This is a genomic window from Pseudoalteromonas sp. 1181_04, from assembly GCF_052850545.1.
This window is the reverse complement of sequence record NZ_VXCS01000022.1, coordinates 1-13,958: the sequence shown is the minus strand read 5'-3', so window position 1 is coordinate 13,958 and position 13,958 is coordinate 1. Positions and strand designations below refer to the sequence as shown.

The following is a 13,958-nucleotide window of genomic DNA, read 5'->3' as shown; positions in this document are numbered from 1 at the left end:
GTTAGATTATTTACGTGAATGAGTTTGAAAATACAAGCGGCTTTTATAGCAATTTATTCAACTTTTTGCCAGTAAAACCCACGAAAACGCACTAAATTAGTCACTATGTCTAATAAATATTCATACGCTATTGCTTAAACCTAGGCTTGGTAGCTGTGCATAAAAATCCTCGCTGGACTGCCAATCTAAGCGTTTTAACACTTGCTCAAAAGTGTGTGTTTGCCAACTACTTTGTATTACGTTGGGTTGATACACCTTAATAACGACGAGTTTTATTGCAACCCATAATTGTGCCTCTGCAGATAAGTGTTGTTTTTTTTGCTGCTCTGCATCTAAGAGCGCTTGTGTCCATGGATTGTCACCAAGCAATTCAAGTAAATAAGCCGATAAATGCCCACTATCATGAATCGTGACACCAAATAGCCACGCAAACGGCATACTTACATCACTTTTAGGTGAGTGTTCATACACTGTCTTACGGCTAATTGTGGTGCTACAGTATTCAATCAAATAATTAACGTAACCATAAATAGGCAAAGCGAGGTGCTCGAACTGGTTGTGTTGATCACGACTTACCAGCTGGTTTAATAAACTTATTATTGCCTGTAAGCGTAATTGTATATGTTGCATTAATGGATGTGCTTGGTAGTTTACTAATTGCTCAAAGAGCACCCGTTGAATGATCGCTGGTGCATTGTATAAGCCGACCATTGATAAACAATGGCGTAAATCTTTGCCTGCTAGGTGCTCTTTATTATAAGGCTTCACTGCTTCACGAAGTAACTCAATTGTCGCTGGATGATTGTTGAGTAATTTAGCAAGGGCACTGTATGAGTATTCTTGTTGTATTTTAACTTGGCTTATCAGCATCAGTAATTGTTGTTTTTCAAAGTTTACAATTTCAACAGGGGGGGCTATGTGCTCATTGAACCATACGCTAAACAATAATCGCTTGTCTTTACTTGGGCGTTGTTTTGAATGTGATTCTAGCTTTGCCTTAACGCTATACCATTTGGTTTTTTGCTGCTCATGCAATGCAATTAATAAATCCCGTTGCTGGTGGTTTTTACCAATATAAGTGAGCTGCTGATCGCTATAATTAACTAAAGAGCCTGGCAGGTAAGGGCCAAAATGACCGATTAATGCTTTTAATGCTTGTTGGGCAAACAGGTTAGGAGTACGGATATAAATATCAGCCACTGCCTTATAGATATCAATATGATCATTTTGGGTACGATAGGTAATGTTCATCGCAATAATATTTGCTAACGCAACTAACGTCGTTGGTCCATCATAGATCATGATTTTTGGTGTGCTTAGCAAGGCCTGCTTATACTTATTTAAGCGCGCTAAAATACACGCAATATGGTCAGTGGGAACGTTAGCTGATTGCAGTAATTTTACTGCTAGCTGATGACGCGACTGCCATTGCTTTTTTTCTTGTTGGGTAAGAGGTTGGCGCAGGGCCAGCTTATTAGTTTGTGTTTGCACACATAAATAGTTAGTTAAACACACACAAATAAGCAATTGGCTGATTTTACTGTCGTAACTTAAACTGCGACAAAATGCGGCGACAATGACACATTGATTGACCACTAAGTTGGTTGTATAACCTTGTGTTTCTGCATATAGAGTAAGCTGGGCTTGTAGTGCATTTGGATGTGAATCATAGAGTTTATAATATTGCTCAGCTAGTTGTGTCAACAGCGGATAAATTTGTGGCCACTGACTTTTATTATTATAACGCCTTAATATTTGGTGAGTTTTTTCAAATAGGCTGGCAAGATCTTGTGCGCAGAGTGCATCCATAAGTAATTAATTACCCGCGTTGCTCAAATGCATCAAATGCACTTGGGCCCCACAAAATCAATTCGCCATTTTTAAACAGTAAACCAGTACACTCATCCATAGTCGTGATCCCATCTGATTTGATATGTTGAGTACGGTAAAAAATAATTTGCCATACTTCCTCTTTATCACGTTTCGCGAATGTTAGATCAGGACTGCCTAAATACTCTAAAACTGTGTTTAAGTTAGTCGGTGTTTCGACACTTAATTTAGCGATATAACGTTTATTGAACGCTTCTCGGTCTTGCCAGATCATCGCCTGTGGATCATCTTTATAAAAAGTAATGACCAAAGTAGCGATCAAGGCGTATACACCCAAACCTAATATGAGATAGCGAAAAACCTTCTTAAACATTGTGCACTCTTACGCTGAGACTTAAATTTAGTATACGCATAGTTCAAATCCAGTGCTACGTGAATGCGATTAATTGAGCCTTAACTGCTTTAAACTAAAGCCTAGGTTAATATCTGTACGTAAACCAACCAAATGTTTAGAGGTAATATAGTCAGCCATTCCTGTCGCTAACTTTTTACGAACTGCTGTAGAGAGCGTTTCATCTTCTACCGCCAATGTTATATCTGCGTGCTTACTAATAATCTCTTGTGCTGTTTTAGTACCAATTCCCTTAATACCCGGAATATCATTGGTTTTATCACCAGCCATTGCCCAAAAATCAATTAATCGAGCTTGCTCAACACCAAAACGTTGTACGATAGAGTGATGATCTAAATATTCTTTTTTAAAATAATCATACACATTAATATAATTATTTAAGCTAGGTAAAAACCCTTTATCAGTGGAGACAATTGTACTATGCAACTGATTTTGCGCCATTTTATCGGCTAATGTCGCAATAATATCATCTGCTTCATCATTTACTGGGGCAAACACCACAATACCCGTTTGCTCAATCGCCTGTTTAAATTTATCTAATGAGTTTTTCAGAGTTTCAGGCATGGGGGCACGGCTGCTTTTATATTGAGCGTAATAATGATACCGCCAGCTTTTATCACCATCAAATACAGCAATAGCATGCGTTGCTTGGGTGATCTTTATAAGTTTTTCACAAGCGTGAGCTACCCGCGCGCAGCAGGTATTTATCATTTGCTCATCACTGCCTTTGTTTTGATTACTATCAACTGCATAAATGCGCCTAATTAAATTAAGCGCATCGATTAAAAGTAACTGACCTGACACGAATACATTAACCCTTATGCTTTGACTTCATAACATGGAACATATTGACTGCCTGGGAGCTTCATCCTTCCTTGCTCAACAAATGCTTGCAGCAGTTTGTCCATGGCTTTCATTAAAGTCGGCTCACCGCTAATGATAAACCGGCCATGTTGTTTAATGGCTTGTATGCCTTCGTCTTTAACATTCCCTGCAACAATACCTGAAAATGCACGGCGCAAATTAGCGGCTAGTAATTGTTTTTCTTGGTCTAAATGTAAATCAAGCCCAGCCATATTGGCATGAGTTGGCGCGAAAGGTTGCTGAAATTCATTTTCAATTTTTAACGTCCAGTTAAAGTAATATGCATCGCCCTGACTCTTGCGGTAATCACGAACATTTGCCATTGCAGATTTGAGTTTGATCCCAACTAATTCGGGGTTATCAATAATAACTTCAAATTTATCAAGCGCCTCCTTACCTAACGTCATTTCAATGAACTGGCATAATTCGCTAAAGTAATTTTCACTTTCTTTCGGCCCAGTTAAAATAACCGGTAACGACTGTTTGGCATTATCAGGGTGAAGTAAAATGCCTAGTAAATACAATAACTCTTCAGCAGTGCCAGCGCCGCCAGGGAAAATAATTATAGCGTGGGCGGTGCGTACAAAGGCTTCAAGGCGCTTTTCAATATCTGGTAAAATAACCAGTTCATTGACGATCGGATTTGGTGGCTCTGCGGCAATAATACTTGGCTCTGTTAAGCCCAAATAACGGTTATTGGTGTTGCGTTGTTTTGCATGTCCAATGGTTGCACCTTTCATTGGACCTTTCATGGCACCGGGGCCACAGCCAGTACAAATATTTAAGCCACGTAAACCAAGCTCATAACCTACTTGTTTAGTGTATTTATATTCGTTTTCATTAATAGAATGACCACCCCAGCAGACAATCATACTTGGATCGCTATTAACGCGAAGCGCTGCGGCATTACGCAACATATCAAAGACCATATGAGTAATGGCTTTTTGTTCGGTTAAATCTTTTTCGTATTTTTGACAAATAAATAAAATATCACGAATAACAGAGAAAATATGTTCGTGGATCCCAGTGATTATTTCACCATCAACAAAAGCCGTAGTCGGAGGATTGAGTAGTTCAATTTTTATGCCTCGCTCACGGCTTAATAAGCGAATATCAAAATCTTGATATTTATTGTAAATCTCTGAGCTGGAGTCAGTATGACTGCCAACATTGAGAACAGCTAGCGCACAGTTTCTAAATAACTTATAACGCTCACTGGTAGACGATTGCTCTAATAAATCAACTTCGAGCTGCGACAGTAAATCTAACACACCTGTCGGGTTTAACTGTATTAACATAGGCGTTCTCCTTGCTATAAAAAGCACTAGGTCGGTCGCTGTTATTTATTGATACACAAGCGATCACGACCGGTATTTTTTGCTTTGTAGAGAGCATCATCGGCGCGGTCAAAAGCGCCCAATGGGGTATCACCTTTTTTAAACTGCGTGGCACCGACGGAAACTGTTATCTCTACTTGTTTATCTCTGAACTTAAACGGAATCCCTTTCACCGCTTTTCTTAGTTTTTCAAGAGGTTTTTTGGCATGCTCTAAGGGCATACCTGGCATTAATAAAACAAATTCTTCACCGCCATAGCGGGCTATAAAATCAGATTTACGAATTGACATTTGCAGCGCTTTGGCAATCACTTGTAACGTTTTATCACCCGCGCTGTGACCATATTTATCGTTGATAGACTTAAAGTGATCAACATCAATCACCACTAAGGTGACATCGGATTCTTGTACTGCAAACAAATGAAATTCGTGATGAAAGCGTTCGTCAAATGCGGCTCGGTTTGGCAGTTTGGTAAGGCCATCAAGCAAACTTTTAAAACGTTGCTCATGCAGGCGTTTTTTATATTTAGATAATTTAGTTTCAAGGCTGCCAATGCGTTGATTGATCTCTTGAAAACTGTTTAGCAACATATCGCGATCTTGCTGCTCGAGGCGCTCTTTTTCAATTAAGTCTTCACTTAACGATTTTAATTCGTTATCAACTAAGGCTTTTAATGATGAAATTGAAGTAGCATTTTGGGTTTGTGCTGTCAGATTGTTAATTTTATCTTCAATGCGCTTATTTAATGCAGTAAATTCAGCCCCCATTGCTTCTGAATGTTTACTTGTAGAAACAATTGAGTGGTGTAATTCTTCAAGCGTTTGGTTCAATGACACTAAAAAGCTTTGTGCAGATTGACGCTCTTTACTGATATTGTTGGCAATGATGCGAATAATATCGATTGCAGAGGTCAATAAATCATCCACTGAATCGGTTTCAGAGATATTATTTTTGATGGTTTTTACTTGATCTGCAGCTTCATCTTCAAATACTAAATCATTAGCTAAATTGAGTAACTCTTTTGCTAAATTAGGTTGCACAGCAGTTTGCTGGCATTCAGGAATAGTCAGTTTTACTTGTAAGGCTTGATGATAAATCGTCACTAAACGATTAAGGAGTGGAATGAAATCCCGCGTCGATTGCACATTATTCAGTTCATGATCCAGTAAATGACGCAATGTTCTGCGTGCATCATCTGGTAACCCTTTGGTTTTCTGCAGTAACTTGCCAGCATCGAGCACACTGTTATGAAGTTCACGCTGATGTGTGGCCTGTTGTGCTTCTTGATTTTTTAGCAGTGTAAGAATTTCATCGATCTGTGGCGCGAATAATTCAAAATCGACCCCTTTAGCCAGCGCACTACGAAACTTAGCTAAGCGATTATCAAGTTCAATGTCCATACCTTTACAGCTTAACGATAACTTAGCTGCAAAGTGTGTCAATGTGTCTACTTGATGCTTACGTGCATGTTCAACTACCATACGAGTATCAATGGCTTGTTTAAGTTTTTTATTTAAAACTTCGAGCTGTTGTGACACTAATAGTTACCGCCATTGATTAAATCTTACATGGTTGTAAGTTTACAACAAAAATTGCACAAATGTAGTCAGTAAGTCAAAAACTTAGCATTTGTTGATGATTTTTATTCATCGAACCTATCTGCACGTGTATTTATCGCTTTTAATTCACATTTTCTATCATCATTGTTAGGCTCACGCATAATAAAATCACTTGATATATGAATTAAGAGCCTCTATGAAAAAGTTTTTAGCATTATCGGTATTAGCCGCTTTATCTCACTCGGCATGGGCCGATGTTAATTATTCACTTGCTGTTACTCAACCTGAACATCATTTAGGCAACGTTAGCGTAGAATTTCCACAAACGGCACAAGCACATTTAGATGTAAAGTTGCCAGCTTGGCGAACAGGTCGTTACGAAATTTTGAACCTTGCAAACGGTGTGCGTTTTTTTGAAGCAACAGGCGATAATGGTAAAGCATTAAAATGGGAAAAAATTGATGCCAGTACATGGCGGGTACATTTAGATAAACCAACAGAAGTTAAAATTGATTATCAAGTGTATGCTAATGAGTTAGGTAAACGTGCGCGCCATATTGATGATAGCCACGCATTTATAGATGCATCAGGCTTTTTTATGTTTAGTGAATCATTTCGTCAAGAGCCAGTGACGGTTAAGCTAGATGTACCGAAAGCATGGCGCTCAGTATCGGGTATGGATAATGCAGGCTCAAAACATAGCTTTAAAGCCGCAGATTACGATGTATTAGTTGATTCGCCGATTGAAACGGGTATTAATGAACTCCATAAATTTGCCGTAGATGGCCGCGATTATGAATTAGTGATCTGGGGCAAGGGCAACTATGATGTTGAGCAAATGCTTGAAGATCTTAAGAAGCTGGTAGCAACAGGCAATATTATTTGGGATGCTTACCCGTACCAACGTTATGTATTTATGGTACATGCAACCTCAGGGGCAGGTGGTGCCACCGAGCATTTAAACTCAACGATTATTCAGCGTCCGCGTGACCGTTTTGGCTCGCGTGAAGACTATCTTGCATTTATTAGCACCGCAGCACATGAATTTATCCATACTTGGAACGTAAAAGCATATAGACCTGAAGGTTTAGTTCCTTACGATTACACGCATATTAATTACGATAAACTATTATGGATAGCGGAAGGTTCAACCAGTTATTTTGAAGATCATTTAATGGTGCGCTCAGGGATTGCCACGACGGATGAATTTTTAAACGTGTTAACGAAAACCGTCAACCGTCATTTATCATCGCCTGGGCGTGAGGTACAAAGCGCCACCGAAACCAGTTTTGATAAATGGATAAATCAAGGTGGTGACCATGCTCGTAACTACAGTACTAATATTTACTCAGAAGGTTCATTGATTTCGATGGCCCTTGATATTGATTTACTTGAGAACAGCCAAGGTAAGCAAAGCTACCGTGATATTCATCGTGCACTTTACAATCAATATAAAATGCCGCATGGCTTTACTGCAACTGACGTGAAAACTATTTTAAAACAGTTAACGGGCCGCGATTACAGCCAGTGGTGGGCAAATAATGTTGATGCACCAGCAGATATTGATTTTGACGCACTGTTTAAAAAAGTAGGCTTAATGTTAGAGCGTCCAAAAGATGCAAAAGCCGTTGCCAGTGTTGATGCGATGGCAAAAAATACCGGTGAGTTATTAACTTTAACTCATGTGCGTCGCGATGGCGCTGCATGGCAAGCGGGTTTGACCAGCGATGACAAAATTGTGGCAATTAACAAAAAGCATGTTGGTAAAGATTTAAAATCAAGCTTAGAAACATTTAAAGCAGGGGATAAAGTAACCATTGATTTTATCCGCCGTGATGCACTGCAAAGCACCACAATAACGCTAGCACAAAGCTTTGATAAAGATAAAAAGCTAGTTGCTGACAAACAGGCAACTGCACAGCAAATGGCATTATTTAAAGCATGGATGGGTGTAGAGCACCCAAACCTCGTTAAAAAATAAATACTATTTAATGATGCTAGGTTATGAGTAAAAAGGAGCTGCGGCTCCTTTTTTGCATTTAGGAGTAGTGGGTAAAGCACGCTTAGTTTGGGCAATAAATGCCGCCGTTGCAAAGTGATTGTTTACCGCACTACGGAGTTGCTGACCTTTACGCGCTAAAAACGATTTCTTTTCGCGCGCATTACTACGCGATTTGATATCACTTACCTGCTCACAATCTTGGGAGAATGGATACGGTAGTAATGAATAGCCAGCGACTTGAGTTTCCCAAATATGTTGTAGATCACAATCAACAGGGCGAGCAAACGTTTTAGTGGCAGCTAATAATTGTTTTGCACCTTGATAACTGATTGCAGTAGCACAACATCCTGTCATCAACTTTTTATGGATCACTAATCGTTGCTCAAACTGCAACGGTATCTGATAGGCGATTTTGCGAGTACGGTTTTGATAAGCTGAGAGTTTTATAAGTTGCCAAGCAAGCGGTAATTGCTCAATATTTTTAATTGCACTACCGATACTTGAATCTAAGATAAAGTCATCTTCGAGCACAATTGCGTAATCAAGTTTTCTATCGACAATGGTTTGCCACGCTTTGCGATGGCTCAAATAACAGCCAATCTGCCCAGCACTGAGCGGGTAGTGATATTCTTGTGTATTGAGGCTAGGACTGTAATTAATTTCTTTTTGTGCTTGCGTGAGCATGGCGCCATCAATTGCATCTATACGCTCAAAACTTAGCCCATGTGCGGTTAATTGTCGCTGGCTGTTTGCCAATCGCTCGGTTGAGCGAGCGAGGTTGATCAAAAAAATAGCAGTCATAGTTAGGCCGTGCATTACTAATAGTATTTAAATCCTAACGATTGAAAATGACTAAATGATTGCATTGTTGTGTTGTTTTTATTGCTAACAGAGCTCGATGAAATATTTGTTTTCAGTATTTTGTTACACAATAGTGTGGCTATTTTGTCGCAGAAATATTGACCTTGCTAAGGCTGCACGCGTAACCTGTTATAGAAACAATAAAAAGGATTAAAAAATGCGTTTAAAACCACTCATAGCATCACTTGCTATTGTAGTATCGGGCTCAACATTTGCTGATGAAGGCATGTGGCAACCACACCAACTTCCTGATCTAGAATCAATTCTGAAAGCCAAAGGATTAGAAATTGATGCAAAATCGATTTCTAAATTAACCGAGTTCCCAATGAATGCAGTGATAAGCCTTGGTGGCTGTACCGCATCATTTGTATCGCCAAAAGGGCTGGTGGTTACCAATCATCACTGTGCTTATGGTTCGATTCAATATAACTCAACACCAGAGAACAATATTTTAGAAAATGGTTTTTTAGCAACAACACCGGCTGAAGACTTACCAGCGGCACCCGGCTCTAGAGTGTATGTAACTGAAACAGTTACCGACGTGACCAAAAAAGTAATAAAAGGCACTGAAAAACTCAGCGCCAAAGCGCGCTACGACGCGCTAGAGAAAAACGAAAAAGCATTAGTGTCAGCATGTGAAGCTGACGATAATTATCGCTGTAATGTGTATTCATTCCACGGTGGTCTAGAGTTTTACTTAATCAAATCACTAGAAATTAAAGATGTACGCTTAGCATACGCGCCTGCCATGGGCGTAGGTAAGTACGGTGGCGATATCGATAACTGGATGTGGCCGCGCCATACCGGCGACTTTTCATTTTATCGTGCATATGTTGGTAAAGACGGCAAGCCAGCAGAATTTAGCGAAGAAAATGTACCTTATGTGCCTGATTCATATCTAAGTGTCAGCGCCAAAGGCGTCCAAGATGGCGACTTTGTAATGGTTGCTGGTTATCCTGGACGCACTAACCGTTACCGCATTGCTGCTGAAGTTGATTATGTATTTAATACCAGCTATCCCAAATCACGCGAGCATAATTCAAAATATGTGTCTTTAATTGAAGAGAATTCAGAAGATGGCAGCAAAGCGCGTATTGCTTATGAAAGCACTATTGCGGGTTACAATAACTATATTAAAAACTACGGGTCAATGATAGAAAGCTTTAATAAAGGCACTATGTATGAACGTAAAAAGCAATTTGAACAAGATCTCACTGCGTGGATAAACAGCGACCGTAAGCGTAAAAAACAATACGGTAAAGTGTTAAATGAACTGTCGGCGCTAGTCGCTCAATCGCAACAGCACAATGATCGTGATCGTATGCTTGGCTATGTACACCGCTCACAAATGATCAGTACCGCACGTAGCTTATATCGCTTAGCGTATGAGCAACAAAAACCTGATAGCGAACGTGAATCTGGCTATCAAGAACGCGATTTACCACGCTTTGAAGCCGGTTTAAAGCGCATGAGTCGCCGTTTTGATGCAAACGTTGATAAAGCCATTTTATTACATTTTTTAGAGCTGTATGCCGCGTTACCTAAAGAAGAGCGTTTTGCAGAAGTAGATAAAGTTTTTGAATTAGAAAATGGCTTTGATAAAACCAAGCACAGTGCACTATTAGCAAAAATGTATGCTAATTCAACGCTAGATAATGAAGACGTTCGTATCGCGTTATCTACGCAATCATTTGCTGAACTTGAACAAAGCCAAGATGCATTTATGCAATACGCGAAGGCCATCTTTGCCGTAATGAAAGCTGAAGAAGACAAAGACAAAGCACTTGCCGGTAAACTACAAGCGGCGCGTCCACAGTTAATGAGTGCTATCATAGCGTTTAATGAAGCACAAAATAAACCTGTGTATGCAGATGCGAATAGCACATTACGTGTAACGTATGGCACTGTTGGAGGCTATTCACCGCAAGACGGTTTGATAGCAACACCGTTTACATCACTTGAAGGGCTACTTGCAAAAAACACCGATGTTGATCCATTTAACGCGCCTGAAAAACTGCAACAGCAAATCAAGGCTAAAATATTTGGTGATTACACCGGTGGCATGAATACCGTACCAGTTAACTTTTTATCAAACGTAGACACGACTGGAGGTAACTCAGGTTCACCAACACTTAACGGTAAAGCCGAACTGGTAGGCTTACTGTTTGATGGTGTGTACGAAAGTATTATTGGCGATTGGGATTATAACCCAGCACTTAATCGTTCAATCCACGTTGATTCACGTTACATGCTGTGGGTGATGGATAAAGTAGATAACGCACAAAACCTATTAGACGAAATGAAAATCGTAAAATAAGTAATCAGTAAAATAGTAGGGCGCTTACCATAACGGTAAGCGCCTTTTTTAATAAGTATAATTTGTAATGACTTATGTCTACTTTTTGCTATGAGCGGAAGTTGATTTGCCGAAGCCGAACTGGCAATAAAGCACAAACAAAGCAAGTACTTACTTTATAAATGAGCTCAGAACACCGTATAGGGTAGCAATATCAATTGGTTTTGCTATATGTGCATCAAATCCTTGGCTTAAATAATCAGCAACGTCATCAATCATTACATTTGCGGTTAGTGCAATTATCGGTATATGCTTATTGAAATTAATGATATTTTTCATTGCTTCAACACCATCCATTTCAGGCATTTGTATATCCATAAGTATCAAATCAAAGTCCTTTTCTTTAGCTGCTTCTACTGCCTGTTTACCGTTATCTACAATAGTTAATGATGCATTAGTGCCTTCGAGCATTGACTGAATGACAATTTGATTGATTTCGTTATCCTCAGCAATCAGTATTTTCTTTCCCCTCAACGGCGGCGGAGTCATAGATTTTTGTACGAAAGAGCTGACACTCTTATTGGTTATAGTTAATGGTAATATGACTCTTATAGTGGTGCCTCTACCCACATTGCTTTTTACATCGATAGTGCCTCTCATCATAAGAATAAGACTGAGGGTAATCGACATACCCAGCCCAGTTCCACCAAATTTACGTGTTGTTGAGTTGTCTGCCTGTGAAAAACGATCAAATATACGAGCTTGAGCTTCCTCACTCATTCCAACTCCTGTATCAGCCACTTCAAGACTAATAGCCTGCTTTTCTTGGTAAAGAGTTTCGCTCAAGTGAATGTTTACGCTACCCTTTTCAGTAAACTTAACAGCATTCGACACAAGATTGAGTAATATTTGCTTAACACGGACAATGTCTCCTAACCAGTGATCATTAAAATTTTCATCAATATTACTGACAAGTTTAATACCCTTATTACTGACTATGCTGTCCACTTCAAATTTCACAGATTTAATTATATCGCTAATCGAGAAAGGCTCTTGCTCTAGGCTTAGTTTATTGCTCTCTATCTTTGAGTAATCCAAAATATCGTTGATAATGGTTAACAGCGATTTAGAAGACGATACTGCATTTTTAAGCATTACTTTGGACTTGGCATCGAGATACTCAGTATTGACCATCTGCAGTCCGCCTAAAATTGCATTCATGGGCGTACGTATCTCATGGCTCATATTTGACAAAAATTCACTTTTCGTTTGGGTTGCCTGCTCAGCTTTTTGCTTAGCTACTTCTAGCTCATTTATCGCATTTATTTTATCTGTAATGTCGTAATTTACACCGATGACTTTTAGAGCGTTGCCATCATTATCTCTAATAACTTCTGCGCTAGCTTTGATTGTTCTTACCTGCCCGTTTGGATGTACTACTCTAAACTCTGGATTAAAAGCACCTAAACCTGATACGGCATCCTCTAATTGTTTGTTAGACTCTTCCATATCATCAGGGTGAAGACTATGAGTCCAAGCTTCATAAGCACCAGAAAAACAATTCTCTGTAATGCCATACAGCTTGTACATCCATTCATCCCAGATTAATTCTCCCGAAATGACATCCCACTCCCACACACCAATTTGAGCTGATTCATTTGCCAATTTCATTCTCAGAGAACTGGTTTCAGCTTGGTTTTTTGCTATTTGTAATTCGGTTTCTATCTGTTTCTGATGGGAAGTATCTTGGATGACAGAGCAAATCAGCTCATCGCCATTTGCACTCTTAATTATAACGCCCGACAATTGTACGGGGTATTCATAACCCTTTTTATGAATATATTCTTTATAGTAAGGTCCGTAACGGCCTGTTTCTGAGAGGGATTTTAGTTGTTCTTTTTCTTGTTCTTCGTACTTTTTTGGTGTCAACTTCCAATAGTCCATTTGATTTAGTTCGTCTTTGTCATAACCACTAAAACGACTCAGTTCCTTGTTAACATACTCAAATAAACCATTATCTAACCTATTAATTGCAATGCCTACCGGCGCTAAGCTAAAAAACTGTTCAAATTTTTCTTTTTCCTCATTGAAAGCGTAGCTAATTCGTTCTATGTCTGTTGAAGCACTATGCAATTTGTTTTGCGTCTCAACTAATTCACTAATATCTCTACCTATGGCTAAAATAAAAGCATCACCATCCACATTTAATACAGTCAGAGATACAAGGCATGGAAAAGATGAGCCGTCTAATCGAGAGTGAACCCACTGAAACAGCTGTGGCCCTTTAGTCAGAGTATTTTCAATGTGTTCTGCGGCTATTTCCTCTGAACGTCTGCCACATGGTTGATACTCAGGTGAGATATCAGAAGGCTTTAAATTAATAAAGTTGTCTTTACTTTCCACGCCGTGCATATTGATTGCAGCTTGGTTACATTCTGTGAATTTACCAGATTTCAGATCGATTATTGATAGTGCGTCCCCAGATACTTCAAACAACTTCTTATACTTTATATTTTCAGCTCTAGCGTTTGCAAGCTGAACTTTAAGCTGGTCAATCTCCGCTTCGAGATCGTTTGTGGGATTACTCATAAGAACTCACTGTTAATTGTGTTTTTTCTTTTCCTATATATAACAATAGCTATAGTCCATTTTTTGTAAAAACAGAAGTTTTAAATAGAGAGTATTGAGTGGCTATTTCCTTATAGCACCGTTTGACGAGAATCAATATTTTTTCAAATAGCTACAAACTACGAGAAGATAATTATAGTTGGCTGTAATGATAAGTGAAAAATACAAC

Annotated in this window: 9 protein-coding genes; 2 read left to right on the top strand and 7 right to left on the bottom strand. The window is 39.1% G+C overall.

Annotated elements, in window-relative coordinates:
* Positions 1-120: 120 nt before the first annotated feature.
* From FW757_RS17450 to FW757_RS17430, 5 genes are all read right to left on the bottom strand, one after another.
* Positions 121-1,809, bottom strand: a complete 1,689-nt coding sequence (locus FW757_RS17450) for a hypothetical protein (protein WP_182740053.1) — start codon at positions 1,807-1,809, stop codon at positions 121-123.
* 10 nt (positions 1,810-1,819) lie between these two features.
* Complete coding sequence (locus FW757_RS17445) at positions 1,820-2,203, bottom strand: DUF3192 domain-containing protein (RefSeq protein WP_149980185.1); 384 nt, start codon at positions 2,201-2,203, stop codon at positions 1,820-1,822.
* A gap of 69 nt (positions 2,204-2,272) precedes the next feature.
* A complete protein-coding gene (xni, locus tag FW757_RS17440; protein ID WP_404699229.1) occupies positions 2,273-3,046 on the bottom strand; it encodes a flap endonuclease Xni in 774 nt (257 codons plus the stop codon).
* A 14-nt stretch (positions 3,047-3,060) separates the two neighbouring features.
* Positions 3,061-4,404, bottom strand: a complete 1,344-nt coding sequence (gene ppnN, locus FW757_RS17435; protein WP_149980187.1) for a nucleotide 5'-monophosphate nucleosidase PpnN — start codon at positions 4,402-4,404, stop codon at positions 3,061-3,063.
* A gap of 41 nt (positions 4,405-4,445) precedes the next feature.
* Positions 4,446-5,981 (bottom strand): GGDEF domain-containing protein, encoded by a 1,536-nt coding sequence (locus tag FW757_RS17430; RefSeq protein ID WP_404687826.1) that lies wholly within the window; start codon positions 5,979-5,981, stop codon positions 4,446-4,448.
* Between the two features lie 217 nt (positions 5,982-6,198).
* Here FW757_RS17430 and FW757_RS17425 point away from each other — a divergent pair, with 217 nt between their 5' ends.
* Positions 6,199-7,983, top strand: coding sequence for a M61 family metallopeptidase (locus FW757_RS17425; RefSeq protein WP_182718664.1), 1,785 nt, complete (start codon positions 6,199-6,201; stop codon positions 7,981-7,983).
* Between the two features lie 21 nt (positions 7,984-8,004).
* Here FW757_RS17425 and FW757_RS17420 read toward each other — a convergent pair whose 3' ends face one another.
* Positions 8,005-8,805, bottom strand: a complete 801-nt coding sequence (locus FW757_RS17420) for a glycosyltransferase family 25 protein (protein ID WP_182718665.1) — start codon at positions 8,803-8,805, stop codon at positions 8,005-8,007.
* 217 nt (positions 8,806-9,022) lie between these two features.
* Between FW757_RS17420 and FW757_RS17415 the strand changes: the two genes are divergently transcribed.
* Positions 9,023-11,182 carry a S46 family peptidase gene (locus FW757_RS17415; protein ID WP_446441521.1) on the top strand — a complete coding sequence of 720 codons (2,160 nt, stop codon included), beginning with the start codon at positions 9,023-9,025 and terminating at the stop codon, positions 11,180-11,182.
* A 150-nt stretch (positions 11,183-11,332) separates the two neighbouring features.
* Here the strand turns inward: FW757_RS17415 and FW757_RS17410 are convergent, their stop codons facing one another.
* Positions 11,333-13,750 carry a PAS domain-containing hybrid sensor histidine kinase/response regulator gene (locus FW757_RS17410; RefSeq protein ID WP_182734172.1) on the bottom strand — a complete coding sequence of 806 codons (2,418 nt, stop codon included), beginning with the start codon at positions 13,748-13,750 and terminating at the stop codon, positions 11,333-11,335.
* Between the last annotated feature and the right edge of the window lie 208 nt (positions 13,751-13,958).